25 protein-coding genes and 2 pseudogenes are annotated in these 26,391 nt (G+C 56.3%); 15 read left to right on the plus strand and 12 right to left on the minus strand.

The genetic code is table 11. The features are described 5' to 3' along the window. Positions 1–87 precede the first annotated feature (87 nt). The 6 genes from gyrA to gluQRS all read left to right on the plus strand — a co-directional run bounded on the left by gyrA (position 88) and on the right by gluQRS (position 6,944). Positions 88–2,832, plus strand: a complete 2,745-nt coding sequence (gene gyrA / locus ACZ1G7_RS02865) for a DNA gyrase subunit A (RefSeq protein ID WP_472662157.1) — start codon at positions 88–90, stop codon at positions 2,830–2,832. Continuing rightward, positions 2,829–3,194, plus strand: coding sequence for a DoxX family protein (locus ACZ1G7_RS02870; protein ID WP_472662159.1), 366 nt, complete (start codon positions 2,829–2,831; stop codon positions 3,192–3,194). The genes gyrA and ACZ1G7_RS02870 overlap by 4 nt, the downstream gene beginning before the upstream one ends. 127 nt (positions 3,195–3,321) lie before the next feature. Continuing rightward, positions 3,322–4,044, plus strand: a complete 723-nt coding sequence (locus tag ACZ1G7_RS02875) for a porin family protein (RefSeq protein WP_472662161.1) — start codon at positions 3,322–3,324, stop codon at positions 4,042–4,044. Positions 4,045–4,083: 39 nt separating this feature from the next. Next, positions 4,084–5,436 carry a methylenetetrahydrofolate--tRNA-(uracil(54)-C(5))-methyltransferase (FADH(2)-oxidizing) TrmFO gene (gene trmFO, locus ACZ1G7_RS02880; protein ID WP_472662163.1) on the plus strand — a complete coding sequence of 451 codons (1,353 nt, stop codon included), beginning with the start codon at positions 4,084–4,086 and terminating at the stop codon, positions 5,434–5,436. Between the two features lie 21 nt (positions 5,437–5,457). Then, positions 5,458–6,069, plus strand: a complete 612-nt coding sequence (locus ACZ1G7_RS02885; protein WP_472662165.1) for a class I SAM-dependent DNA methyltransferase — start codon at positions 5,458–5,460, stop codon at positions 6,067–6,069. Continuing rightward, positions 6,066–6,944, plus strand: coding sequence for a tRNA glutamyl-Q(34) synthetase GluQRS (gluQRS, locus tag ACZ1G7_RS02890; RefSeq protein WP_472662167.1), 879 nt, complete (start codon positions 6,066–6,068; stop codon positions 6,942–6,944). The genes ACZ1G7_RS02885 and gluQRS overlap by 4 nt, the downstream gene beginning before the upstream one ends. Before the next feature lie 114 nt (positions 6,945–7,058). Here the strand turns inward: gluQRS and hisI are convergent, their stop codons facing one another. Beyond that, positions 7,059–7,418 (minus strand): phosphoribosyl-AMP cyclohydrolase, encoded by a 360-nt coding sequence (gene hisI / locus ACZ1G7_RS02895; protein WP_472662169.1) that lies wholly within the window; start codon positions 7,416–7,418, stop codon positions 7,059–7,061. Between the two features lie 67 nt (positions 7,419–7,485). Here hisI and ACZ1G7_RS02900 point away from each other — a divergent pair. Beyond that, positions 7,486–7,916: pseudogene (locus ACZ1G7_RS02900) on the plus strand (iron-sulfur cluster assembly scaffold protein). Positions 7,917–8,110: 194 nt separating this feature from the next. On the opposite strand, the gene ACZ1G7_RS02905 reads toward ACZ1G7_RS02900, so the two are convergent. From ACZ1G7_RS02905 to sciP, 5 genes and pseudogenes are all read right to left on the minus strand, one after another. Continuing rightward, positions 8,111–8,233, minus strand: a complete 123-nt coding sequence (locus tag ACZ1G7_RS02905; protein ID WP_472662171.1) for a hypothetical protein — start codon at positions 8,231–8,233, stop codon at positions 8,111–8,113. A gap of 122 nt (positions 8,234–8,355) precedes the next feature. Beyond that, the gene (recG, locus tag ACZ1G7_RS02910) at positions 8,356–10,446 is read right to left on the minus strand and encodes an ATP-dependent DNA helicase RecG (protein ID WP_472662173.1); all 2,091 of its coding nucleotides are present in this window, start codon (positions 10,444–10,446) and stop codon (positions 8,356–8,358) included. Further along, positions 10,443–12,576, minus strand: a pseudogene (gene ligA, locus ACZ1G7_RS02915) (NAD-dependent DNA ligase LigA). Before ligA ends, recG begins: the two are co-directional and overlap by 4 nt. A gap of 140 nt (positions 12,577–12,716) precedes the next feature. Next, positions 12,717–13,436: a response regulator transcription factor CtrA gene (ctrA, locus tag ACZ1G7_RS02920; RefSeq protein WP_472662175.1), complete on the minus strand. Its 720-nt coding sequence runs from the start codon at positions 13,434–13,436 to the stop codon at positions 12,717–12,719. Between the two features lie 97 nt (positions 13,437–13,533). Then, positions 13,534–13,827 carry a CtrA inhibitor SciP gene (sciP, locus tag ACZ1G7_RS02925; protein WP_472662177.1) on the minus strand — a complete coding sequence of 98 codons (294 nt, stop codon included), beginning with the start codon at positions 13,825–13,827 and terminating at the stop codon, positions 13,534–13,536. 141 nt (positions 13,828–13,968) lie between these two features. On the opposite strand from sciP, the gene mnmA reads away from it, so the two are divergent. The 3 genes from mnmA to ACZ1G7_RS02940 all read left to right on the plus strand — a co-directional run bounded on the left by mnmA (position 13,969) and on the right by ACZ1G7_RS02940 (position 16,561). Next, positions 13,969–15,117, plus strand: coding sequence for a tRNA 2-thiouridine(34) synthase MnmA (gene mnmA / locus ACZ1G7_RS02930; RefSeq protein WP_472662179.1), 1,149 nt, complete (start codon positions 13,969–13,971; stop codon positions 15,115–15,117). Positions 15,118–15,205: 88 nt separating this feature from the next. Next, a complete protein-coding gene (locus ACZ1G7_RS02935) occupies positions 15,206–15,670 on the plus strand; it encodes a c-type cytochrome (RefSeq protein ID WP_472662181.1) in 465 nt (154 codons plus the stop codon). A gap of 6 nt (positions 15,671–15,676) precedes the next feature. Next, positions 15,677–16,561, plus strand: coding sequence for a c-type cytochrome (locus tag ACZ1G7_RS02940; RefSeq protein ID WP_472662182.1), 885 nt, complete (start codon positions 15,677–15,679; stop codon positions 16,559–16,561). On the opposite strand, the gene ACZ1G7_RS02945 is transcribed toward ACZ1G7_RS02940, so the two are convergent. Beyond that, complete coding sequence (locus ACZ1G7_RS02945) at positions 16,558–17,001, minus strand: type II toxin-antitoxin system RatA family toxin (RefSeq protein ID WP_472662184.1); 444 nt, start codon at positions 16,999–17,001, stop codon at positions 16,558–16,560. The genes ACZ1G7_RS02940 and ACZ1G7_RS02945 overlap by 4 nt on opposite strands. A gap of 66 nt (positions 17,002–17,067) precedes the next feature. On the opposite strand from ACZ1G7_RS02945, the gene hpt reads away from it, so the two are divergent. Both hpt and ACZ1G7_RS02955 read left to right on the plus strand, forming a co-directional pair. Continuing rightward, a complete protein-coding gene (gene hpt / locus ACZ1G7_RS02950) occupies positions 17,068–17,604 on the plus strand; it encodes a hypoxanthine phosphoribosyltransferase (RefSeq protein ID WP_472662185.1) in 537 nt (178 codons plus the stop codon). A 481-nt stretch (positions 17,605–18,085) separates the two neighbouring features. After that, positions 18,086–18,223 (plus strand): hypothetical protein, encoded by a 138-nt coding sequence (locus tag ACZ1G7_RS02955; protein ID WP_472662187.1) that lies wholly within the window; start codon positions 18,086–18,088, stop codon positions 18,221–18,223. Between the two features lie 97 nt (positions 18,224–18,320). Here the strand turns inward: ACZ1G7_RS02955 and ACZ1G7_RS02960 are convergent, their stop codons facing one another. The 3 genes from ACZ1G7_RS02960 to ACZ1G7_RS02970 all read right to left on the minus strand — a co-directional run bounded on the left by ACZ1G7_RS02960 (position 18,321) and on the right by ACZ1G7_RS02970 (position 20,681). After that, positions 18,321–18,713 (minus strand): acyl-CoA thioesterase, encoded by a 393-nt coding sequence (locus ACZ1G7_RS02960; RefSeq protein WP_472662189.1) that lies wholly within the window; start codon positions 18,711–18,713, stop codon positions 18,321–18,323. Continuing rightward, positions 18,713–19,669: a lipoyl synthase gene (gene lipA / locus ACZ1G7_RS02965; RefSeq protein WP_472662191.1), complete on the minus strand. Its 957-nt coding sequence runs from the start codon at positions 19,667–19,669 to the stop codon at positions 18,713–18,715. Before lipA ends, ACZ1G7_RS02960 begins: the two co-directional genes overlap by 1 nt. A gap of 136 nt (positions 19,670–19,805) precedes the next feature. After that, positions 19,806–20,681, minus strand: a complete 876-nt coding sequence (locus tag ACZ1G7_RS02970; RefSeq protein WP_472662192.1) for a DUF6456 domain-containing protein — start codon at positions 20,679–20,681, stop codon at positions 19,806–19,808. 481 nt (positions 20,682–21,162) lie between these two features. Here ACZ1G7_RS02970 and ACZ1G7_RS02975 point away from each other — a divergent pair, with 481 nt between their 5' ends. Then, entirely contained in the window at positions 21,163–21,453 is a 291-nt protein-coding gene (locus tag ACZ1G7_RS02975; RefSeq protein ID WP_472662193.1) for a DUF6477 family protein, read from the plus strand. A gap of 12 nt (positions 21,454–21,465) precedes the next feature. Here ACZ1G7_RS02975 and ACZ1G7_RS02980 read toward each other — a convergent pair whose 3' ends face one another. Beyond that, positions 21,466–23,010 carry a trimethylamine methyltransferase family protein gene (locus ACZ1G7_RS02980; RefSeq protein WP_472662195.1) on the minus strand — a complete coding sequence of 515 codons (1,545 nt, stop codon included), beginning with the start codon at positions 23,008–23,010 and terminating at the stop codon, positions 21,466–21,468. Between the two features lie 157 nt (positions 23,011–23,167). Between ACZ1G7_RS02980 and guaA the strand changes: the two genes are divergently transcribed. After that, complete coding sequence (gene guaA / locus ACZ1G7_RS02985; protein ID WP_472662196.1) at positions 23,168–24,730, plus strand: glutamine-hydrolyzing GMP synthase; 1,563 nt, start codon at positions 23,168–23,170, stop codon at positions 24,728–24,730. Between the two features lie 3 nt (positions 24,731–24,733). On the opposite strand, the gene ACZ1G7_RS02990 is transcribed toward guaA, so the two are convergent. Beyond that, positions 24,734–25,369 (minus strand): hypothetical protein, encoded by a 636-nt coding sequence (locus ACZ1G7_RS02990; RefSeq protein ID WP_472662198.1) that lies wholly within the window; start codon positions 25,367–25,369, stop codon positions 24,734–24,736. A gap of 66 nt (positions 25,370–25,435) precedes the next feature. Here ACZ1G7_RS02990 and ACZ1G7_RS02995 point away from each other — a divergent pair, with 66 nt between their 5' ends. Continuing rightward, positions 25,436–26,320: a DMT family transporter gene (locus tag ACZ1G7_RS02995; RefSeq protein ID WP_472662200.1), complete on the plus strand. Its 885-nt coding sequence runs from the start codon at positions 25,436–25,438 to the stop codon at positions 26,318–26,320. Positions 26,321–26,391 lie beyond the last annotated feature (71 nt).

Consider the following 26,391-nt stretch of genomic DNA (forward strand, 5'->3'; position numbering starts at 1 on the left):
TGCGCCCCAAACCTAGCTTAGGCTATAGTTCCGACAACAAGATATAGGCCCCGGCCAAGCGGGCCCAAAAGCAAGATCGGACCTCACGTGAACGACACGCCGGAAACCCCTGAAAACGAAGACGAAAACACGCCTCAGCGCATGGAATATGACGGCCCGCAGGTCTCCATCACCGATGAGATGAAAACCTCGTTCCTCGACTATGCGATGTCGGTGATCATCAGCCGCGCGATCCCCGACTTGCGCGATGGGTTGAAACCGGTGCACCGGCGCATCCTCTACGCCATGCATGAGACCAACAACACGCATGACAAATCCTACCGCAAATCCGCCCGTCCGGTCGGCGATGTGATGGGCCAATATCACCCGCATGGTGACGGCGCGATCTACGACGCGCTGGTACGGATGGCGCAGGATTTCTCCATGTCGCTGCCGCTCTTGGACGGTCAAGGCAACTTTGGCTCGATGGACGGCGACAATCCCGCCGCCATGCGCTACACCGAGGTCCGGATGGACAAGCCCGCGGGCTTTATCCTCGCCGATATCGACATGGACACGGTCGATTTTCAGGACAATTACGACGGCAAGCAGCAGGAACCCACGGTGCTGCCGTCGCGTTTCCCGAACATGCTTGTCAATGGCGCCGGCGGCATCGCGGTCGGCATGGCCACCAACATTCCGCCGCACAATCTGGGTGAAGTCGTGGATGCGACCCTCGCGCTGATTGAAAGCCCTGATCTCGACGATATCCAGCTGATGGACTACATCCCGGCACCTGATTTCCCAACCGGCGGTATCATTCTGGGCCGCACGGGCGCACGCAAGGCCTACACGGAATCACGCGGCTCGGTCATCATCCGCTCCAAAACTCATGTCGAAGAAATTCGAAAAGACCGCTTTGCTATCGTCATCGACGAGATCCCCTATCAAGTGAACAAGGCCACGATGATCGAAAAGATCGCCGAGACAGCGCGCGAAAAACGCATCGAGGGCATCGCCCATGTGCAGGACGAATCCGACCGTGTCGGCGTGCGCGTGGTGATCGAGCTGAAGCGCGACGCCACGGCTGAGGTCGTGTTGAACCAGCTCTTCCGCTTCACGCCGATGCAGACCAGCTTCCCGTGCAACATGCTTGCGCTGAATGGCGGCAAGCCCGAAACACTGACACTGCGCAGTTTCCTGACGAATTTCGTGGCCTTCCGCGAAGAAGTCGTCGCGCGACGCACCGCGTTTAAGCTGCGCAAAGCGCGCGAACGCTCCCATATTCTGTGTGGTCTGGCCGTGGCCGTCACCAATATCGACGAGGTTGTGCAAACCATCCGCAGCTCCGCCGATGCCGCAGAAGCCCGCTCCCGTTTGATGAACCGCGCGTGGCCCGCGCAAGACATCGCGCAGTATATCAAACTGATCGATGACCCGACCCATACGGTTAACGACGATGGCACTTACCACCTGTCGGAAACTCAGGCCCGCGCCATTCTTGATCTGCGTCTGCAGCGCCTGACCCAGATCGGCGTTAAGGAAGTCACCGATGAGCTGGAAGAACTGGCAGCCAAAATTAAGGAATATCTTGATATCCTGCGCTCCCGCGAGCGGATCATGGAGATCATCTCGAACGAGCTGAAAGAGGTCAAAGACCAGTTCGCCGTCCCACGTCGCTCCGAGATCGTGGATTGGTCCGGCGACATGGAAGACGAAGACCTGATCGAAAAAGAAGATGTCGTCGTCACTGTGACCCAGACCGGCTGGATCAAACGCACGCCTTTGGCCGAATTTCGCGCCCAGCGGCGCGGCGGCAAGGGCCTGTCGGGCATGTCGACCAAAGAAGACGATGTCGTGACCACGCTCTTTGTGGCCAACACGCATACCCAGCTGCTGTTCTTCACCACTGACGGCATGGTTTACAAGCTCAAGACATGGCGCCTGCCGCAAGGTGGCCGCACTGCCAAGGGCAAAGCGATCGTGAACATTCTGCCGATCCCGGCAGGCGTTTCCATCGCCGCGATCATGCCTGTTGACCGCGACGAAGAAGATTGGGGCGATTTGCAAATCGTCTTCGCGACAACCGCAGGCGATGTGCGCCGCAACGCGCTCAGCGACTTCACCAATGTCATGCGCAACGGCAAAATCGCCATGAAACTGCCCGAAGGGGTTGAACTGGTGAACGCCCGCATTTGCGACGAAAATGATGACGTCATGCTCATGTCAAACGCGGGCCGCGCGATCCGTTTCCCATCGACGGATGTGCGTGTCTTCTCATCACGCAACTCGACCGGCGTGCGCGGCATCAAGCTGCAAGACGGCCAATCCGTTGTCTCCATGTCCGTGATCCGCCATTTCGTCGCAACGCCCGAAGAACGCACCGCATACCTTAAAATGCGGCGTGCTATGGCCGGTCTGACCGACGACGACAGCGAAGATGACGCACCGGCAGACCCGAATTTCAGCCAAGACCGCTACGCAGAAATGTCGGCCGCCGAAGACCTGATCCTGACCATCACAGCGCAAGGCGCAGGCAAGATCAGCTCTGCCCATGACTACCCGGTCCGCGGTCGCGGCGGGATGGGCGTGCAAGCCATGTCGATGAAAGCGGGCGACATCGTCGCCTCCTTCCCGGTCGAGATGGACGATCAAATCATGCTCGCAACCTCCAAAGGCCAATCGATCCGCTGCCCCGTTGACGGCATTTCCTTCCGCTCGCGTTCAGCGGGCGGCGTGAAGGTGTTTGACACTGGCAAAGGCGAAACAGTCTCCTCCGTCGCCCGTATCGCGGACCAAAGCGACGAAGATGAAGACGGCGCGCCTGAGGCGTCTGAGGCAACTGACGAATGACCGATGCCCTGGCCCTCGCAGGCCGGGCATTGCTTTCGCTCTTGTTGCTTTTGGGTGGTTTCCAAAAACTGGGTGACGCAGGCCCCGTGATGGACCTTCTCTCAGATCGCGGTTTCCCCGCAGCACTGGTCTGGCCCGCCCTCGCCTTCAACCTTGTCGCAGGTGCGGCCATCCTCGCTGGTCTCTACACCCGTCCAATGGCGCTTCTGGCCGCGCTCTATTGCGTCGCGACATCGCTCTTTCACTACCTGCCCGACGACCCTTGGCAGATGACAATCTTCGTCAAAAACTGGTCCCTTGCAGGCGGTTTCCTGATACTCGCCGCCCACGGCCCCGGCCGCCTTGCGCTGCGCCCCAGCTGACCCGTATCGTTAAGAAATCTTAATTGGTTAACATTAACAGTGTTAACCAAACCGTTAATATAAAATAGTAATTTTAATTACTTTTTCGTAAACACACCTCGGGGCATTTAACTGCGAGGTAAGCGTTGTGACACGCATTTTAACGAAAGCATTTGCAATTTCCGCCGCCGCCATCACGCTGGCAGCTCCCCTTCACGCCCAGTCCTTCAGCGACGGCTACCTGTCCTTCAGCCACGCCCAGTTCTCGGAGCGCGACACGATCCGCAAGACCGGTCTCATCGGCGGGCTGCAATATGACGTCACCGACCGCTACGCCTACCAGATCGATGCCAACACGTTCGAATTTAACGAGGCCGACGCCGGCGCCTATAACCTCGCCGCCCACATCATCCGCCGCTCTAACGACACGCTCGCCCTTGGCGCCTTCGTCGGCACGGAACGCGTCTCAAATCAAAGCGCGGGCTATTACGGGGTTGAGGCCGCCGTCGAAAAAGGCGCGATCCGCGCCGAGGCCTACGCCGCCCAATTCGTCGGCGGCAATGAACGCGCAGCCTCCATGTTCGGCATCTCCGCAACCGCCTCTGTCACCCAGCGTCTCGACATCGGGCTCGACTACGGCCGCTTTGAAATCACCGGGCCGCGCGATGTGTCGCGCCATTCCGTCAAGGCCAGCTACCGCGTCAGCGATCGCGCCAGCATCAACGCCGAATACGGCAAGGTCGAGCTCGGCTCCCGCTTCGGCAACCTTGACGATAACTTCGCCACCATCGGGCTGACCGTGCATTTCGGCAATAAGGGCCGCACAACCTTCGGGCAACGCGGGCTCAGCACGATCCTTCCCGGCGGCTAACCCTTTCCAACGCCGCCCGGCCGCGCTACATCGCCCCCTATGGAACATCTCAACATCATAGGCGGCGGCATGGCCGGGGCGGAGGCCGCATGGCAGGCCGCAAATATGGGCGTCAAAGTCACGATCCATGAGATGCGCCCGAAGGTCGAAACCTTCGCGCATCGCACCGGTAATCTGGGCGAAATGGTCTGCTCGAACTCCTTCCGCTCCGATGATGATGAACAGAACGCGGTCGGCCTATTGCACTGGGAAATGCGTCAAGCAAACGGGCTGATCATGGCCTGCGCTGACACACATGCCCTGCCCGCGGGTGGCGCGCTCGCCGTGGATCGCGATCCGTTTGCGGAAACCGTCACCGCCCGGCTCAAAGCGCATAAAAACATCACCATCAGCTATGATGAGATCACAGCTTTGCCCGAAGACGGCAACTGGATCATCGCCACAGGGCCGCTTACCTCCGGTACGCTCGCAGAGGCAATCGCCAAGGAAACCGGCCAGGACGCGCTTGCCTTTTTCGACGCAATCGCGCCGATTCTGTATTTCGACACGATCAATATGGACAAGGCGTGGTTTCAGTCTCGTTACGACAAGGGCGAGACGGAGGAAGAGCGCACCGCCTACCTCAACTGCCCGATGGACAAGCCCACCTATGAGGCCTTCATCGACGCATTGCTCGCAGCCGAAAAGACCGAATTCAAGCCCGGCGAAACGGCCAAATATTTTGACGGGTGTCTCCCGATAGAAGTCATGGCGGAACGCGGTCGCGAAACCCTGCGTTTCGGCCCGATGAAACCCGTGGGCCTGACCAATCCGCACCAACCAGACATCAAAGCGCATGCCATCGTGCAGCTGAGACGCGACAATGCACTGGGTACCCTGTTCAACATCGTGGGCTTTCAGACCAAGATGAAATACGGCGCCCAAAAAGAAGTGCTGCGCATGATCCCGGGTCTGGAAGAGGCCGAATTCGCCCGCCTCGGCGGCATTCACCGCAACACATTCATCAACTCGCCCACGCTTCTCGACCCGCAGATGCGGTTGAAATCCAAGCCGCATTTACGCTTTGCAGGCCAGATCACAGGCGTCGAAGGCTATGTCGAAAGCGCTGCAATGGGTCTGCTTGCAGGTCGCTTCGCAGCCGCCGAAATTCTGGGTCAAAGCCTGCCGACCCCCGCGCCTGAAACCGCAATGGGCGCGCTGATCACCCATATCACCGGCGGGGCTGAGGCAAAGACCTTCCAGCCGATGAACGTCAATTTCGGGCTGTTCCCGCCAGTGGTCGACGCCAAAACCGGCCGCAAAAACCGCGCCACGCGGTATAAGATGTATACCGACCGCGCCAAACACAATTGGTCGCAATGGCTTGATCACGCGCGACTGGACGCAGCTTAGGCTTTTTGCCAAGCTCCCGTCATGGCGAAAAAATTTCTCGACAAGACCTATAAAACCTCCGGCGCTGAGGCGATGCGCGACCTTTATAACGACTGGGCCGACAGTTACGAACAAGAGGTCGGTGAGAATGGCTACGCCATGCCCGCCCGGCTCGCATCCGCATTGCGCCGCGTCCTCACAGACACTGACACGCCCATTCTCGATTATGGCTGCGGCACCGGCCTGTCAGGGCAAGCCTTTGTGGAAGCCGGGTTCACAACCATCGACGGCATGGACCCGTCGGAAGGCATGCTCGAAAAATGCCGCGCGAAAAACCTGTACCGCGATCTCATTTTGCTCGACCTCGACGCGCCCTTGCCCATCGCCTCGGCGCAATATGCGGCCATCATGGCGGTCGGCGTGATTTCCACAGGTGCCGGACCCGCAAGCCTGATGGATGATCTGATCGCATTGCTGCCCAGCGGCGGGTTTTTCGGCCTGTCACTCAATGATCATGCATTGGCCGACCCGGATTACCCGGCAGGCATCGCGCGCCTGAAAGACGCTGGCCATATCTGCCACGCTGAAGAACACGGCACGCATTTGCCGGGCATCGGCCTCAAAAGCACGATCTATCTGTTTGAGAAGGCATGACATTTCGGACCCGGTTTGCGCCCAGCCCAACCGGGCCTTTGCATCTGGGCCACGCTTATTCCGCTATGCTAGCCCATGACATGGCGATGGAGCGCGGCGGTGAATTCCTGCTGCGCATCGAAGATATCGACCAAAGCCGAGCGCGCCCCGAATGGGAACAGCAAATCTACGACGATCTCGACTGGCTCGGGCTGACATGGTCCAGCCCGGTTGTGCGGCAATCCGACCGCCTCGCGCAGTATGAGACGCAGCTTGCCGCACTTTGGGATCGCAAATTGCTCTACCCGTGTAGCTGCAACCGCAAAGACATCGCGGCAGCATTGGCCGCGCCGCAAGAAGGTGTGCCCCTCATTGGCCCTGACGGGCCAGTCTACCCGGGGACCTGTCGCAAAACTCAAACGGCTGAAGACCTGACGCAACCCATGCCATCCGGCGCGGCGCTCCGGCTCAAGATGAAATACGCGACGCTTGCGGCGACTGACGGTTTCTCCTTCACCGAAACAGGCGCAGGCCCCGACGGCCAAACAGGTCACATCAGTTTCGCCGCCCATGAGGTCAATCGCGACATCGGCGATATTGTTCTGGCCCGCCGTGATATGGGCACATCCTATCACCTCTCCGTCGTTCTCGACGATGCGGCGCAAGGCATCACGCATGTTATTCGCGGCCAAGACCTGTTCGATGCCACAAAAATCCACGTGGTCCTGCAACGCCTATTTGACCTTCCAACACCGCGATATCATCACCACAGGCTGATCCGCGATGACGCCGGAAAACGGCTGGCAAAACGCGACGACGCCCGCGCGATCTCTAAATACAGGGCTGAGGGCTATACCCCCAAAGATATTCGCAAAATGGTCGGTTTGGCAGGTTAAAATTCCGTAAAAAATTTTCGAAAACCATTTGATATCAATATGCTACCAAATTCCCCGCATGCGGGGCCGCGCCGCGCCGGGTCTCCATTTGGTCAAAAATACTCAAATCCGATCCTAGGTTTCAGGCGCCATCAGTTCGATTTCTTCACCATCCCGAAGGGCCGTATAAAAACAAACCCGTCGATTTGTATGACAAGCAGGCCCGGTTTGACGGACCACGGCCAGCAAGCAATCACGATCACAATCCACCCGCAAATCCACCAGCTCCTGCGTATTCCCCGAGCTTTCTCCCTTCACCCAGAACGCCTGCCGCGACCGCGACCAATAGGTCACCTTCCCGGTCTCCAGAGTCTTCATCACAGCATCGACATTCATCCACGCCATCATCAAAACCTCGCCCGTCCCCTCCTGCTGGGCAATGCAAGGGATCAACCCAGCCTCGTTGAGCTTTAAAGTCGCAGGGTCGAAAGCCATGTCGTTTCCTTTTGCATCTGGCCGAGACAACCTTATCTATGGGTGGCGCACCGCAAGGACAAGTAAGATGAGCACCGACGGCGACCTGATCAAACTCTATTCCGGCCAGATCCTGGCCCTCGCCGCAGATATCCCGCATCTCGACCGGCTCACCGCGCCGGACGCCACGGTCAAGAAGCGCTCCCCCTCTGTGGCTCCACTGTCACGGTTGATGTGTCCCTCACCGACGGAAAAGTCACCGCGTTCGGACAAGACGTCAAAGCCTGCGCCCTCGGCCAAGCCGCCGCCTCTGTTGTTGGGGCAAATATTGTCGGACGCAGCCCCGCCGAAATTTTAACGGCACGCGACCAACTCAAGGCCATGCTCAAACAGGACGGCCCCGAGCCCGACGCGCCGTTCAGTGATCTGAAAGTTCTTCTGCCAGCACGCGACTACAAGAACCGGCATGCGTCCATCATGCTCACGCTCGACGCGCTGGTTGAGGCCACCACCACGTAAAAAACCGCCGCGTTTCGGGACAGAAACGCGGCGGCAGTCAGCTTGTCTGGGTTGGTCCGGTACGCAAAACACCGGGGAAAAGGCAATCCGGTGGACAGGTTGGGGACAAGGCGTGCCGGGTGATTTCAAGCGACGGGACAGAAGCAGGAAACCGTTCAACGGGCGTCAGACAGCAGGCAGTTATCTCTCAGTATTCAAAACAATTGCGGAAGGTACAGCGTGACACACATGATCACGCCAATCGCAGCCACCCCCAACGCGTCCTGGACAACGGTCTTCGGTGAGCGAGTCAGAATTTCTTTTACATCTGCGATCATGGTGGCGACCTCCTCAATTCATGTTCTTTTGTTGCCTCTTTGTTCTCATTTTGGTTAACGCAAGTAAAGAACTTTTTAAGAACATTTGTGAACTTTTTGCGTGCGACGATTAAGGTCGCCGTTTAACCCACTGATATCAAACGTATTGCGCGATCTTGTTCCATAAGCCAAAGAAGCACGCGCGCTGCTTTGCCGCGTGGTGATGTTAACGTTGGGTCTTGCGTCAGGAGCGACCGCGCATCGCTTTGCGCAATTGCCATCAATGCCGTCTGACGTTCTAAGTCTGCAATACGAAACCGCGGCAAGCCTGATTGTGCCGTACCGATGAGATCGCCGGCGCCACGAATTTGTAGGTCCTCGTCGGAAATCCGGAACCCGTCCTCTGTTTCGCGCAAGATATTCAATCGTCTTATGGCGGTATCGTTCAAAGGTTCCTGGAACATCAACACGCAGGTCGATGCACCCTCACCGCGTCCAACACGACCGCGTAACTGATGCAATTGGGCCAGGCCAAATCCTTCCGCCCGCTCTATCACCATTATGGTTGCGTTGGGGACGTTTACGCCCACCTCAATTACCGTTGTCGCAACCAAGACGGACGTTTCGCCCGCCACAAATTTTTGCATTGCTGTGTCTTTGTCGGCGATGGGCATCTGTCCATGTACCAGGCCTACGACACCTTCGCCCAACGCAGCGCGCAAGCGTTTGAAACGCTCCTCTGCGGCTGTCTTATCCGAGACCTCGCTCTCTTCGACCAACGGGCAAACCCAGTATGCCTGGCGCCCTTCGGAAATTGCACTGCGCAGCTTCTCAACAACTTCATCCATACGTGTGGTTGAAACCGTCACAGTCGTCACAGGCTTGCGACCCGGCGGTTTTTCATCAAGCACAGAGACGTCCATGTCCCCATACTGCGCAAGCGCAAGACTGCGGGGTATTGGCGTCGCGGTCATAACAAGGACATCTACAGCGTCGCCTTTTGCTCCCAACTCCATACGTTGTGACACGCCAAACCGGTGTTGTTCATCAACGATGGCAAGCCTCAGGTCTTTGAAAAACACATCCTTTTGGAAAACGGCATGCGTGCCCACCAGAATATTAAGGTCTCCGGTAACGAGCGCTGACAGTTTTTCTGCACGATCCTGACCTTTGTCGCGGCCTGTTAGAATATCAATTCTAACGCCAGCATCCTGAGCCAATGGTTGCAATGTTTCGAGATGCTGGCGCGCAAGAATTTCAGTCGGGGCCATCAGCACGCCCTGCCCTCCGGCCTCAACCGCACCTAGAAGCGCCATGAAAGCAACAAGCGTCTTTCCGGAGCCCACGTCACCTTGCAACAGCCGGTTCATCCGTGTCGGAGCTGCCATGTCTTGCGAAATTTCTGAGATCGCACGTTCTTGGGCACCGGTTGGTCGATAAGGCAAAGCATCCAAGACCCGCGATTGCAGATGCCCCGTCGCTTTGCTTGAAATGCCCGGTTTGGCTCGTACGGATGCGCGCGCCAGAGACAGGGTCAACTGATGCGCAAACAATTCGTCATAAGCCAAGCGTTCACGGACCGGCGTCGTCGCGGAGATGTCCGACGCGCTTTGCGGCTTGTGGGCCGCAATCAATGCGGCGTTGAAACCAGGCCAGTCTTGTTTGGCTTTCTGTCCCGGATCGATCCATTCCTCAAAGTCGGGCAACATATCCAAAGCCGCGAGCGCTGCCCGATGCATCACCTTTTGCGTGACCCCATGGGTGAGCGGGTAGACAGGTTCAAACTCCGGGATCGTTTCAGCTTGCGAGATTGGCACCATGTGCTCGGGATGTACCATCTGGGCCATTGTCTCGAACATCTCGACCTTGCCGGACACCACACGACGCTGCCCCGTCGGCAATTGTTTTTGTAAATAGTCGCCCCGGGCATGAAAGAACACGAGCCTGAATTCCGTTTCGGCATCGCGGACATGAACATGGTACGGGCGCCCCTTTTGGCGTGCCGGTACATGCATCCCGATCTCAACCTCCACGGTCACAATAGCTGGCAGCACGACATGTCGAATGGAAGGCTTTCTGGCCCGATCAATTCCAGAAACAGGCAACGTAAACAGCAAGTCACGTGGCTTTTCGATATGGAGGCCCGAAAAATTGTTCGCGGTCTTTGGACCGACACCATCAAGCTGCGTAAGTGCGCCAAAAAGCGGGAAAAGCAGGTCGGGCCGCGTGCTCATAGCCCGTCAATCAGGTCGATCCAGGCATCTTCATCGATCGTCTCGACGCCCAGTTCCGCCGCTTTCTTTGCCTTGGACCCGGCACCGGGGCCCGCAACCAACAAATCCGTCTTCGCAGATACAGAGCCTGACACTTTCGCGCCCAAACTTTCGGCGCGCGCCTTTGCTTCGGCACGGGTCATTTTTTCAAGGCTACCGGTGAAGACCAGGGTTTTCCCGGCCACCGGGCTGGAAGACGTATCGCGCTTCGGCATGTCCGTTACGTTGAGTTGCGCTACCAATCGGTCGATAGCTGCGCGTTCGTTTTCTTGCGCGAACGCCTCCGTTACCGAACGCGCCATGACCTCGCCGACGCCATCGATATCGATCAATTCCAGCCACGCAGCACTTTCATGATCGGCAGCGGCGCGCATTGCATCCTCAAAAACAGACCAACGACCATAATGATTTGCCAGCAGGTTCGATGCGCTTTCGCCAACATGGCGCAGGCCAAGCGCAAAAAGCAAACGGTTGAGAGGGATGTTTCGTTTCTCTTCGATTGCAGCAAAAAGGTTGCTAGCGGACCTATCGCCCCAACCATCGCGGTTCTTGAGCTTGGCCAATTGCGCCTCATCACGGCTTTGCAGCGTAAAAATATCGGCTGGTTCTTTGATCGGAAGTTGAGGGTCGTGGTAGAAGGCTTCTACTTGTTTGGCGCCGAGACCTTCGATATCGAACGCCGCGCGGGAGACAAAGTGTTTCAGTTTCTCAACGGCCTGTGCAGGACAGATGATGCCGCCTGTACAGCGCCGGACGGCATCGCCCGTCTCGCGGATCGCGTCTGAATTGCATTCCGGGCAGCTTGTTGGGAAAGCGAAAACATTAGCCGTATCCGGGCGTTTCGACAAATCGACATCCGCGATCTTTGGGATAACATCGCCTGCACGATAAACCTGAACCCAGTCGCCTTCCCTAAAATCCTTGCCGTCACGGATCACATGGCCTTTCGCGTCGCGTCCTGCGATATAGTCTTCGTTGTGCAACGTGGCGTTCGACACCACAACACCGCCAACGGTCACAGCCTGCAAGCGTGCCACCGGTGACAAAGCACCTGTACGACCCACCTGAATTTCGATGGCTTCGAGCCGTGTCCAGGCCAGCTCAGCTGGAAACTTATGCGCAATCGCCCAACGTGGCGTCGTCGACCGAAACCCGAGCCGGGATTGAAATCCAAGGTCGTCAACCTTGTAGACGACACCGTCGATGTCATAGCCCAGATCCGCACGCTGTTGTTCGATAGACCGATAATGCGCGATCAGCGCGTCCGGACCGTCGCATGTTTTTGTGAGCGGATTTGTGTCAAATCCAAGCGATTTCAAACGCTCGATTGCGTCCATTTGTGTCTGCGCAAGCGGTGCACTGAGCGCACCCCACGCATAGGCAAAGAATTTCAGCGGCCGCGACTTTGTTATCGTCGGATCAAGCTGCCTGAGGGACCCAGCGGCGGCATTGCGCGGATCTCGAGAAAACTTTTTGCCCTTTGCGAGTTTGCGCCTCGTTCAATGCCGCAAAATCCGCGTGCGACATATAGACTTCGCCACGCACCTCTAAAATTTCCGGAGCTTGTTTGAGATGTTGCGGGATCGTTCGAATCATCTTGGCATTGGCGGTGACGTTTTCGCCCACCGTGCCGTCGCCGCGCGTCGCGGCGTAGACCAGATCACCGCCTTCGTAGCGCAAAGAAAGCGATAGCCCATCAATCTTTGGCTCAGCCGAGTAGATCAGCTTTGCGTCCGCGTTCAGCGCCAAATACTTTCGAATGCGAGCGTCGAACTCAGTGACATCATCTTCATCAAACGCATTGCCAAGGGACAGCATTTTGACTTCATGCGTGATTTTCGAGAAGCCTTCCGCCAACGGACCACCGACTTGATCTGTCGCAGAATTCGCGCGTTTGAGGTTAGGAAAGGCTGTCTCAATCTCGACATTGCGGCGCTTGAGGCGGTCATATTCAGCGTCAGAAATGTCAGGAGCGTCATTGGTGTGATAAGAACGATTGGCCGCTGTGAGTTGACGTTCGAGCACTTCCAGTTCTGCCTGCGCCTCCTCCGCCGTCAATTCGTCAACCGCAACCGTGGCACGCTCGGCCATATGTCACCCAATTGTTTCCGCGTCATTCGCGTCAACAGATACGCTGCATCGCATCCTTCGTCCAGCGTTCGGAGACGCGCCTAAAACGAAAAAAACGCCCCATTTCTGGGACGCTTTTCAGGAAGGTTCTGTGAGCGTGATCAGGCGCCGATCGCCATTCTTTGTGGATCGCTGTCTTCTTGTTGGACGGGATCGCGTAGAACATATCCACGGCCCCATACCGTTTCAATATGACTTTCACCGCCGGTGGCTGTTGCCAGTTTCTTACGCAGTTTGCAGATGAAAACGTCGATGATTTTCAGCTCAGGCTCATCCATGCCGCCGTAGAGATGGTTTAGGAACATCTCTTTGGTGAGCGTCGTGCCTTTGCGCAACGACAATAGCTCGAGCATTTGATATTCTTTGCCTGTCAAATGCACCGACTTGTCATCAACCTCAACAGTTTTGGCGTCGAGATTTACAGCAATATCGCCCGTTTTGATAATGGATTGCGAGTGCCCTTTAGATCGACGGATAATCGCATGAATGCGCGCAACCAGTTCTTCACGGTGAAACGGTTTGGTGAGATAGTCGTCTGCCCCGAACCCGAACCCTTTGAGCTTGTTTTCTGTATCGTCAGCGCCTGACAGTATAAGAATTGGTGTATCGATGCGGCTTAGCCTTAGCTGGCGAAGCACCTCATGCCCCGTGATATCGGGTAGGTTCAAATCGAGAAGAATGAGATCATAATCATACAGCTTCGCAAGATCGATCCCTTCTTCACCAAGGTCGGTTGTGTATACGTTCAGGTTCGCATGGGTCAGCATCATCGTGATCGATTTTGCCGTCGTTGGATCGTCTTCGACTAGAAGGACGCGCATATGATTAACTCCGATAGGCCCCCTCGGAACACTCAAAATTAACAATTAAGCAAAAAGGTTAATTTTATGTTACCAAGACCATTATCGCGTATCAATTTTAATCAGAACGTAATTCGGTCTGACGGAACCGTTGCAAGGCTGTCGTTTTGAGAGCGCTAACCCCATATTCAGAAACAGCAGAACGCCAGCTATCGAGCTCTTCGGGCGACAAATTGTAGGTTTCGCAGGCTTCTTCTTCTGATATCAGAGAGCCTTCGACTGCTTTCACGACCAATGCTTTGCGGCTAGCCACCCAACGCGATGTATTCGGGCTGGGAAGATCGGACCGATTCAACTGGGTACCGTCTGGAAGGGTCACCGCTACCGGGCCCTGTGGACGTTTGAGATACATTTTTCACATCCGTTTCAACACATTTGCGCCATCAAACCCCAAGAGACTTAAAGAGGGGTGAAGCTACCGGTTGTAGACGTCTAAGATTTTCCTATATTCCGCCTTATCGGCGCAGTTTGCCGAGGTTTTAGGACAGCTCCCATGGCTCTCGACTGGACAGAAGGCACCCTGAATTCGCTAGGATTTGCGAAAGCACCGGCCGATACACGCGTGGTTGTTGCCATGTCCGGCGGTGTTGATTCTTCCGTTGTTGCGGCGATGCTGGCGGAAGAAGGCTATGACGTGGTTGGCGTCACTTTGCAGCTTTATGACCATGGTGCTGCCCTTGCAAAAAAAGGTGCATGTTGCGCAGGGCGCGACATTCATGACGCCCGCCGCGTGGCGGAAGATATGGGCTTTCCGCACTATGTGCTCGACTATGAAAATGTCTTTAAAGACGCGGTGATAGACGAGTTTGCTGATAGTTACTTAGCAGGGGCGACGCCTGTACCCTGTATTCGCTGCAACGAGCGGGTAAAGTTCAAAGACCTGCTTGAAACTGCGAAGGATTTGGACGCAGATTGTATGGCCACCGGTCACTACATTCAGCGCAAAATGGGCGCGTCGGGGCCCGAGCTACATTCGGCGGCGGACGCCAATCGCGATCAAAGCTATTTCCTGTTTTCGACCACGCCCGATCAATTGAGCTATCTTCGGTTCCCGTTGGGCCATTTGCCTTCGAAAGCGGAAACCCGGGCGCTTGCGTCGAAATATGGGCTAAGCGTTGCCGACAAACCCGACAGTCAGGATATTTGCTTCGTGCCAAACGGCGACTACGCCTCAGTGATCGAAAAACTGCGCCCCGGCGCCGGTGATCCAGGCGAGATCGTTGATTTGGAGGGGGCTGTTTTAGGACACCACAAAGGCGTCATTCACTACACAATCGGTCAGCGCCGCGGTTTGGGCATCGGTGGTCTGGAGACACCACTTTATGTCGTCAAACTGGACGTGGACAAAAAGCATGTCGTCGTGGGGCCGAAAGAAGCCCTTGCAACGCGGCAAGTGCCAGTGCGTGAAATCAACTGGTTGGGCGACGAGGCCTTCGACGCTTGCGCGGAGCATCACGTAAATGTCCGTGTCCGTTCCACCAAGACACCGATGCCCGCGGTTATCCGCCCTATTTCCGCGACAGAAGCTCAAGTTGAACTGCTGTCGCCTGAGGAAGGTGTCTCGCCCGGGCAAGCTTGCGTGTTTTACGAGGATGGAACAAGCCGGATACTTGGCGGCGGTTGGATTTGGCGCGGCGCGTAGCACGACCACGTTTTTCAAAAATGTGATGACAGACCTAGGCTGGTGCGTGCTAGGCTGTAAACATTAATTTACAGTTTGGGAGAGTCTCATGCACCACAAGATTATTGTTTTGGCAGCCGCAGCCCTCAGCACAGCAACCATCGCCCTTGCGGGCGGACATGCCGGGAATCCTGCGGTTTCCGCACGCAACGCACATATGTCGCTTTATGGATTTAATCTTGGGATCCTTGGCGACATGGCCAAAGGAACCACTGAGTATGACCCCGCAACAGCATCGGTGGCAGCAAGCAATCTCGCAGCGCTCGCAGCTTTTGATCAATCTGCATATTGGGTTGAAGGCACGGAACAGGGTGCTGTGCCAGGATCACGCGCAAAGGCCGAAATTTGGTCTGATGCCGCCGGTTGGGCCGAAAAGTTGAAAATGATGGAAGACGGCGCGGCCTCGCTCGCGGTCGTAGCGGGCAATGGTCTGGAAGCTTTGCAGGGCGGCATTGGCGATGCAGGCGCGGCTTGCGGTGCATGCCACAAAGCGTATCGCGGCCCACGTAACTAGACCCTGATGCTGGGAAAACTCTTTCGCTGGGGCGTGTTTCTCGCCCTGATCGGGCTTGGCGTGTATTGGGTTATCACACGCCCAAATACTCTCTCTGCTGACGCCGCGGTGGGGCTTGAGGGTGACGCTACAAGCGGCGCACTGGTCTTTACGGCATCAGGATGTGCGTCTTGCCACGCAGCTGATGACGCAAGCGGAGAAGCCAAGCTGGTCCTCGCAGGTGGCCAGCGGTTCCCGTCAGAGTTCGGAACATTTATTGCGCCGAATATTAGCATGGACACCGAACACGGAATCGGCAGCTGGACACAGCAGGATTTTTTGAGAGCTGTGACGCAAGGTGTTTCCCCCGAAGGACAGCACTATTTCCCGGCTTTCCCCTATACAAGTTACAACAAAATGACGTTGCAGGATGGCGTCGACTTATGGGCGTATTTTCAAACGCTGCCTGTCAGCGATACAGCATCCCTGCCCCATGAAGTCGCGTTTCCTTTCAACATCCGTCGCAATCTGGGTGGGTGGAAGTTTCTATTCGCCTCAACAGATTGGGTCGCGCAGGCCGATACAGACGCAATTGACCGAGGCCGCTACCTTGTTGAAGCGCTGGGCCATTGCGCCGAATGCCATACGCCGCGCAACGCGCTTGGCGGGCTTGACCGCGCGCGATGGATGACCGGGGCGCCTGATCCGTCTGGTAAGGGGCGTGTGCCCGGGATTACCCCGGCACTTTTGGGCTGGGTCGAAGCGGATATAGTGGAGTACCTGACTTCTGGTTTTACGCCGGAATTCGACACCGCAGGCGGGCATATGGTGAATGTGATCGAGAACACAGCGCAATTGCCGCAAGAAGACCGTGAGGCAATCGCGGCCTACCTACTAAACTTGCCTAATTAGCCGTAAAGCTCGCGCGCGCGCGCTTCGAAGGCGCGCACGACGCGTTGCATTGCTTCGTGAAAAAATATGCCGGCTGCGCCCTGCAAGATGCGGGATTTAAACTCGAAATCGACGTCGAAGCTTACCACACTGCCGTCTTCAATCTCGGAAAACACCCAGGTTGAACGTAGGTGCTTTACTGGGCCATCCAAGTATTGGGTTTCGATCCGGCGTTCGCCGGAAAACATCTCGACCTTTGATGTGAACCGCTCGCGAAACACTTTGAAGCTGATCACCAGATCCGCGATCATCACCTCCACCTCGCCTTGCTGTTCGCGCGACTTGATGCGCGCGGCAGCAGTCCAGGGTAGAAACTCCGGGTAGGACGCAACATCGGCCACGAGATCATACATTTGTTGCGCACTGTAGGGCAGCGTGCGGGTCTCAGAGTGGGTGGGCATTCACAAACCTTTACTCGACGTGGGAAAGCTTTTCGTTGCATAAAGCGCCAAGTTCAAGAGGGTTCCATGTCACATCCACCTTATCAAATCGACCAGATGATTTCGGCAAAGTCGATTGCGGCCCGGATTGAAGATCTGGCGCGTGAAATCCACGACCATTTTGAGGGCACGGATAAGTTGGTTATCGTCGGGCTGCTGCGTGGCTCGTTCGTCTTTATTGCCGACCTGGTACGTGAGTTGGACCTGCCGGTTGAGGTCGATTTTCTGGAGGCGTCAAGCTACGGCAACAGCACAGAAAGTTCGCGCGAGGTAAGAATCTTGAAAGATCTGCGCGGGGAGATCGGTGGACGCGATGTATTGGTCGTCGAAGACATTGTCGATACCGGCTTCACGCTCAGCCATGTGATCAAGCTACTGCAGGCGCGTGAACCTGCACGGATGGAAACCGTTGCCCTGCTCGATAAACCGTCGCGGCGCGAGGTGGATATAAAGGCCTCATGGACCGGGTTTGAGATCCCCGACGAATTTGTTGTGGGCTACGGGATCGACTACGCACAACGCAACCGTAACCTGCCGTTCATCGGCAAGGTGCGCTTTACGTGAACGGGTTTCGCTGGCTGATCCGAGCTACGATGTGGGTGCGCAACCCGCCGTCACCTGCGAAAGTAAAATTCTTCGCGGCGATCCTGCTAGTCTGCCTAACCGTGGGTTTCGTCGAACACTACATCGGGTGGCCCGATTGGGCTAAGACCGAGCGCGTCCCGCGCCTGCCTCGGTAGCGGTGGGCTTTCGATCGCAACTAAGCGGCTTTTCTAGCGGACATCGCCACCTTTCATTCTACGAATGAAAAAAACTCTCCACCGGGAACAATAAAAGGCGGCCCGGCGCAAAGAACGCGCAAAGCTGGCGCGGCGTCGCCTTTGCACCCCAATACCACACTACCAATTGGAAACATTTACAGTGCCCCTTCAAACAACAGCCACTGGCGGAGGCAACGGAACCAATTTCGACATCACTGGGATTGCATCAATCGGTTTTCGGCACACCGAAATGGTCGAAGCCAGTAGTATCGACGGGCAGCATTATGGAGCCATCCATCGTCTCCGCGGCCGTGTCGGGCGACAATGTGATCACCGAACCGCTCTATGACATGATCGGGATTCTACCGCTGCACCTGCCTTACATGGCGGATCAGTGCTACGGCAACGTTCACTTTTTCTAGTTGGCGGCGTCGCTTTCTTCCATGATCTCAGGTTGAGGCCCCTTTTTCGCCAAGGGGCCTTCACGACATTTCATCGCCGGAGACGCTAGATCGCTTCCTAACCCGTTTCGTCTAACGGAGGCAGCATTCTTTTCTTGCCAGAACTTTCAATCGCAACAAAGGTGAAGTCGCCCTCGGTCACCAACAGGAATTCACCAGTCCGCTGACGACGGACCCAGGCTTCTACATGCATGGTGATAGACGTCCGTCCCGTCTTCACAATCTGCGTGTAGACCGACACCAGATCGCCCACGTTGATTGGCGCGTGAAAGCGCATCGCCTCAATTGCCACAGTACTGCACCGACCTTTTGCGCGTTGCGCCGCACAGGTACCAGCCGCGATATCCATCTGGCTGATTACCCACCCCCCAAAGATGTCACCGCCCGAATTCGTATCGGCCGGGAAAGCCACGGTTTGGATTGTAAGATCGCCCTCTGGCGCGGCTTGCACTACGCGCCCAGCTTTTTCGACCGCGCTTCGCGCAGCCGGGCAAAATCATCGCCTGCATGGTAGCTGGAACGCGTTAAAGGCGTTGCAGACACCATCAAGAAACCTTTTCCGAAGGCCGCTTTTTCATAGGAAGCAAATTCCTCTGGTGTCACAAACCGGTCCACCGCGTGGTGCTTGGGTGTCGGTTGCAAATATTGCCCGATCGTCAGGAAATCGATATCTGCCGCGCGCATGTCTTCCATGACCTGAATGACAGATTGACGATCCTCGCCCAGCCCAACCATGATACCGGATTTCGTGAACATCGACGGGTCCAGCTCTTTCACCCGCTGCAACAACCGCAGCGAGTGAAAATAGCGGGCACCTGGCCGCACCTCGGGGTAGAGCCCCGGCACGGTTTCAAGATTGTGGTTAAATACGTCGGGGCGCGCTTCAACTACAGTTTCCAACACACTGTCTTTGCAGCGAATAAAATCCGGCGTCAGAATTTCGATGGTGGTTGCAGGGGACCGTTTTCGGATCGCCCGGATGGTCTGCGCAAAATGCTCGGCGCCGCCGTCTTCGATATCGTCGCGGTCGACGGAGGTAACCACCACATGGTTGAGACCTAGCTTTTCGACAGCCGCCGCCACGCGACCCGGTTCGAACACATCGAGGTCTTCCGGCGGCTTGCCCGTCGCGATGTTGCAGAATGTACAGGCCCGCGTGCAGACCTCCCCCATGATCATCATGGTGGCGTGGCCTTGCGACCAGCATTCGCCAACATTGGGGCAACCGGCCTCTTCGCACACGGTAACGAGCTTGTTGTCCCGCATGATTTTTGCCGTCGTTTTGTAGCCTTCACTGACCGGCGCCTTGACGCGAATCCATTTGGGTTTTTTGGGCTGGACATTGTCGGGATTGCGCGCCTTTTCGGGGTGGCGCTGCGCAGGTATTTTCAGGTCACGGGTGGCCATATATACGTCCTTTTGGTTACATCAAACTTAGGGCGTTGACCTAGAGAGAGCAAGCACAGGGAGTGCATAGCAGCTTTGCACGAAAAAGGCGCGCCACACTAGGCGCGCCTTCTTATTTCCATATGATCGCTGGGACTTAACCGATTAACGCACTGACCGAGCCATGTTTGTCGATGTAATGCCGACGCAGGCGCTGTAACGCGATCCGCAACACGACCTTGCCTGAGCGCGCCGACCACCCCATGCGTTTTTCGGCGGCTTCCAATCCTTCCAAGAAGCAGCAACAGCGCATGATAATGTCGCCAAGGCCCGGCCCCAGATCGTCAAGGGCAGACGTGATACGTTCGCGGGCGGCGCGCGGCCCCTCGGCGACACCATTGTCGGAGCCAAAGGCGCCACGGTCACCCGAGGTCATGAATCGTTCCCAGTTTTGCGCCACGCGTGGCCCCATCTGCGCCAGCTCAAAATCTTCCCGGAACCGCTCACCGGCCTGAACTAGATCGTTATCAAGAAACGGCTTTCCATCTCGGTCCTTACGCCGTGACAGCATGGTCAACGGGCTTTCGGCGACGTTGTATCGCATCGCGGACTTGCCAGTGGAGGCGTCAGGGGACGGCACATCCTTGGTGCCCCATTCGATATGTTGTTCCTGAAATGAATCGACTTGATCGTCAGGCCGATCACGGCGGCGCGCAGAATCCTCAGAGAGGTAGCGTTTCACCGCAGCACGGCCAGCGGAAGTGATCGCGTAGCGGGCAATGCGCCCGGTGCCCGTACAGGATATCCAATCCTTCAATGCGAAAGCTTGCGCAATGTCGCGGTCGATCACCGCAGTACGAACGGGTGGGGCTTCTGGGTCTTCAGCGCGGCTGCGCAGCACAACCGCTTTCCCAAGTTCGGGCGCAAGCGCAAGAACCGCACCCGTTTCACACAACCGGCGCAAAATGCGTCTTGCCTCACGGGCCAAGGTTTCTTCGTCAGGCAGGGCCTTGGGTCGGGCATAGGCGTTCATTGATGTCTGTCCTCTCTCAATCATTTGCTGATCCAAGGGCTGCATAAGGGCCCCTAAACCATCCAATGCTTCGTCGATAAGAGGGTCATCCCGACGATTTTCAAACCGACGGACCTGACGCAACACGGTTGAGGCATGGCAGCCCTCCCCCTTTGCGACATCTCTTAACGACAAACCGTATTCTACATGTTTCAAATACCGTTGAACTGGGGCAGGCACCCAAGTTGGAACGCCCTCTATCGCTTGATTTTTCGGAATAATTTCCATCTGTCAGCAACCCCCGTCGCGAAATTTACACCGCAAAAACTGCGACTCATTTCTTTAATGTTGGTTAACGCGACGCTATTTCTAACGATTTAGTTTATTTTTTATAAACAAGTTTATCCACTGCGCACGATGCACACGCCGCGCCGCAACGCTTTAAAATATGGAGATAATTTCTGCGGGACACTGATATCTGCTCTCAAAAGGAATACTTCGAATGCACCAGCTAAATGGCTTTCTCGCAACACTTCGCAGGCCACGTCTTCTTGTTCGCGCCGCCCGATTTGGGATTGGCGACTACAATCGTACACGTGACCTGGCACGACTGACGGGCCAGAGCCCGCGCAACGCAACAAAAGCCATTGTTGAAAACCTTATCGCTCAGGAAGAAGCCCTAGAAGAGACCCGCAAATCGGGCGACGCGGGCTACCGCGCCTCCAAACATATTGAACTTTTGGTCGCACTAATCGCCGAATGCCGTTTGTTGCCGCTGACGTTGCGCGCCTAAGATATGATCACATCAGATGAAGGCGTCGGGCATCGACGCCTTTTTCTTTGCGATATATTCCTTCAACGCCTCATCAACACTTGGGTCCAAATGGGGCTGCTGATAGTCGTTCAAAAGTTTCTCAACACGCGCGCTCGACAAAGCTTGCGTGTCCCGCGCGCCTTCGTCGGACCATGTTTCAAATGGTTTGTAGTCCAGCAAATCGGAGCGCCAGAACGCTTCTTTGAAATTGGCTTGCGTATGCGCGCAACCTAAGAAATGCCCGCCCGGCCCAACTTCGCGCAGGGCATCCATAGCTTGCGCATTCTCATCAACCGCGACCCCCTTTGCGAGCCCGTGCAATGTGCCCAATTGGTCGGCGTCCATCACAAATTTTTCGAAGGACGATACCAGCCCACCTTCGAGCCAGCCGCAGCCATGCAGCATGAAATTCACCCCAGCCAGCAGCCCAACATTAAGCGAATTTGCCGTCTCGTAGGCTGCCTGTGCATCGGGCAATTTCGATCCGCAGAAAGACCCCGCGGAGCGGTAGGGCAGTCCCAGCCGCCGTGCCAGTTGCCCCGCCCCATAAGTGATATGTGCCGCCTCCGGTGTCCCAAATGTCGGAGCACCCGAGTTCATATCAATCGATGTCACAAACGCGCCCATGATCACCGGCGCGCCTTTTCGTATTAGTTGGCTATAGGCTACGCCGGCTAGGACCTCTGCCAAAACCTGCGTGAGCGTTCCCGCAACAGAGACCGGCGCCATTGCCCCGCCCACGATGAAAGGCGACACGATGCAGGCCTGATTGGCTTTTGCATAGACCTCCAACGCGCCCATCATGATTGAATCGAATGTCAGCGGTGAATTGATGTTGATTAGCGAGGTCATCACAGTTCGGCCGTCTAAACCGCCAAACAGGATTTCGCACATATCTACCGAATCTTGCGCGCGCTCTGGCTCCGTCACAGAGCCCATGAATGGTTTATCACTGAGCGACATATGCGCGTAGAGCATGTCGAGATGGCGTTTGTTGACCGGAATATCTGTGGGTTCACAAACTGTGCCGCCGGAATGGTGCAACCATTTGGACATGTAGCCCAGCTTAACGAACTTTTGGAAATCATCGATCGTCGCATACCGGCGACCACCCTCGGTGTCGCGCACGAAGGGCGGGCCGTAAACCGGTGCGATTACCAGATTGCGCCCACCGATTTCAACATTCCGGTTTGGGTTGCGCGCGTGCTGGGTGATGGTTGATGGCGCAGTTTTGCAAAGCTCACGCGCCAAACCACGCGGGATGCGGACACGTTCGCCTTCGACTTCTGCGCCGGCCTCACGCCAACGGACCAAGGCATCGGGATTGTCGACAAAATTGACACCAATCTCTGCCAGCACCGTTTCGGCATTTGCCTCGATAATTTCCAAAGCCTCCTCATTGAGGACTTCGAAGTCAGGAATATTACGTTCGATATATTTTGCGGTTTCGACGCTAACAGCTGTGCGTTCCGCACGCCGAGCCGCCCCGCCGCCGCCGCGCGTTCTGCGTCTTGGTGCTGCTGTTGTTTCGCTCATTGGTGCCATCCCTGTTGCCAACCCTGTTCTGTCATACAGGCAAGCCAGCACGGGTTACGGCCAAAATTCGGCCATCTAGGCGGGAAAGCGACATAGCTGCCTAAAAACGGCCTCTGCCCCGGCTTGAAGTCTCGCGTGAGGAATCGTAGAGGAAACCATGTCAGAACAAAGCCACGACCGCCTCCTCATCATCGATTTCGGCTCTCAGGTGACGCAGCTTATTGCGCGCCGGTTACGTGAGTTGAACGTCTATTGCGAAATTCACCCCTTCAACCTTGTCGATGACGCTTTTCTGGCCGCATTTGCGCCTAAAGCGGTCATCTTCTCGGGCGGTCCCTGTTCTGTCATTGATGAGGACAGCCCGCGCCCACCGGCTAGAGTGTACGATCTTGGCGTGCCAATCCTTGGCATTTGCTACGGCCAACAGGTCATGATGCAAATGCTAGGTGGCCAAGTTGAACGCGGCCACGGCACGGCGGAGTTCGGCCGCGCCTATGTCACGCCGTCATCGGACAAAACCGAGCTGCTAAAAGGCTGGTTCAAAGACGACAAAGAACAAGTCTGGATGAGCCATGGTGACCATGTCGCCCAGATTGCTCCGGGGTTTGAAGTCTATGGCACCTCCCCCAACGCGCCATTTGCGATAACCGCGGACGCCGAGCGAAACTTCTATGCTGTGCAGTTCCACCCCGAGGTGCACCACACGCCCAACGGCGCCACGCTTTACGAAAACTTTATTCGTTTGGCGGGCTTTAGCGGCGATTGGACCATGGGCGCCTACCGTGAACAAGCGATTGAAGCGATCCGCGCCCAAGTCGGCGACGGCAAGGTCATTTGTGCCCTGTCTGGCGGCGTTGACAGTTCCGTCGCGGCGGTCTTGATCCATGAAGCCATCGGCGAGCAGCTGACCTGTGTTTACGTTGACCACGGGTTGATGCGCAAAAATGAAAGCGACGAAGTCGTGGGTATGTTCCGCGAACACTATAACTTGCCGTTGATCCATGCCGATGAGAGCGAACTTTTCTTAGGGCAGTTGGAGGGCGTTTCCGACCCTGAGACCAAACGTAAAATCATTGGCAAGCTGTTCATCGACGTGTTCGAACAAAAAGCCAAGGAGATCGGCGGCGCAGATTTTCTGGCGCAAGGCACGCTTTACCCGGATGTCATCGAATCTGTTAGTTTTTCCGGCGGGCCGTCGGTGACAATCAAATCGCACCACAATGTTGGCGGTTTGCCCGAGAAAATGGGGATGCAGTTGGTCGAACCCTTGCGCGAGCTTTTCAAAGACGAAGTCCGTGCCTTGGGCCGCGAACTAGGTTTGCCCGCCAGCTTCATAGGACGCCACCCGTTCCCGGGACCGGGTCTTGCGATACGCTGCCCGGGCGAGATCACCCGCGCCAAGCTCGACATTCTGCGCGAGGCCGACGCGGTTTATATCGACCAGATCCGCAAACATGGGCTCTATGATGACATTTGGCAGGCTTTCGTTGCCATTTTGCCGGTCAAGACAGTGGGGGTGATGGGTGACGGGCGCACCTATGACTATGCCTGTGCTCTACGTGCGGTCACATCCGTTGACGGCATGACTGCCGATTACTTCCCCTTCAACCACGAATTTCTGGGTGAAACCGCAACGCGGATTATCAATGAAGTGCCCGGCATCAACCGTGTAACCTATGACATCACATCGAAACCGCCCGGAACGATTGAGTGGGAATAGTCGCTAGCGTAGCGCTTTGAGCAGCAGTTCGGACCCGAATTCACCCGGCGCGCAAGCTGCAAGTTCGCCTTTGCGACCTATATCGAACCACTGCTGACGTGTCTTCAGCCCGATGGAAACCCGTGGTCCTTTTGACAAAGGGTTCCGCCCCCAATGGCTGCCAGTAAACGGCTCACTGTCGTAGTGCTGCGCCAGTACAAACGGGTCCGCGCCGGACGCACCGTGAATAAAACCGGCGATACATTCAACCTGTTGTGTAACCCAGCCGCGCAGCTTGGCCTCTTCATCACGGCGTGCGCGGATTTGTTTCAGGGCGATATCAGCGACACCGTGGCGCACTTGGACTGCATGACCCAGCAAATGGGCCAGTTCGTAATATTCGCGTTCCGAAAACTCGGTACTAAGATCGTAAAGGATCGAGTTCGTGCTGGTGCAATAAGCCATTTGCGCATGGACATGCGCGTCGGCGCCGCAGTGCCCTTCGACCCCCATGGCTTCATCAAAAAGCGGCATGTCACGAAACAACTGGTGTGCGGTGCGCAGGATCGGCTCAGCTGTTTGACGGTAGACGCGCTGGGTTTCAGCAACGGCACCGGTTGCCAACACAATCAAAACGAGCACCTGAACAAGATATCGCATTGCATTCCATCCCTTTAAACCCCAAGGCTACCGTCAGCCCGGAACAACCACCACAGGCAATTATCCGTGTCCGCCCCTGATCAAAGCCAGCCCTTTAAAGCCGCAATCTGGATGATAGGGGCGATTGTGTCCTTTTCCACGATGGCTGTCGCCGGGCGGGCCGTTGTGGCAGAACTCGATACGTTTGAGTTGATGATGTACCGCTCCTTTATTGGCATTGTGCTGGTCGTTTGCATTGGCGCCGCTGTCGGGACGCTGAAAGACATTCAAACCACGCGGCTGGATCTGCATCTGGCGCGCAACCTGTCACATTTCGCAGGTCAGAACCTGTGGTTCGCGGCGATCGCAATAGCCCCGCTTGCACAAGTCGTTGCATTGGAATTCACCTCACCAATCTGGATTGCGCTTCTGGCCCCCATTTTTTTGGCTGAGAAATTGACAGCGCTGCGGATCTTCGTGGCAATTTTGGGCTTCGCCGGTGCTATGATTGTCGCGCGTCCCGACTTTTCAAATATCGAGCCGGGCGTGCTGCTTGCCGCAGGGGCTGCGATTGGGTTTGCAGGCTCAGCCATTTTTACCAAGATCCTCACACGCACCCAAAAGATAACCTCAATCTTGTTCTGGCTTGTTGTGATGCAAGCGGTCCTCGGTACGCTTTTCTCGATCTATGATGGCGACGTGGCCTTCCCGAGTTCCACGATCATGGGATGGGTCGGTGTCGTGTCTGTCACTGGTTTGCTGGCGCATTTCTGCCTTACGAGCGCATTGCAGCTTGCGCCGGCCTCCATCGTGATGCCGTGCGATTTCGCGCGCTTACCGGTCATCGCTCTTATCGGCGTTTGGCTTTATGGCGAGCTCTTGGAGTGGCAAGTTATCCTCGGCGCATGTATCATTTTCGGCGCAAACTACCTTAATATTGCGGCTGAACGCAGAAACGTTAAGGTTTCATAAACCATTGTTACCTAAGGGCACCTGTGGGGTTTTCGCCACGAAACGGACGGAAAAACACACGGTGCAAGACG

The organism is Litoreibacter sp. JB4-2, from assembly GCF_055693445.1.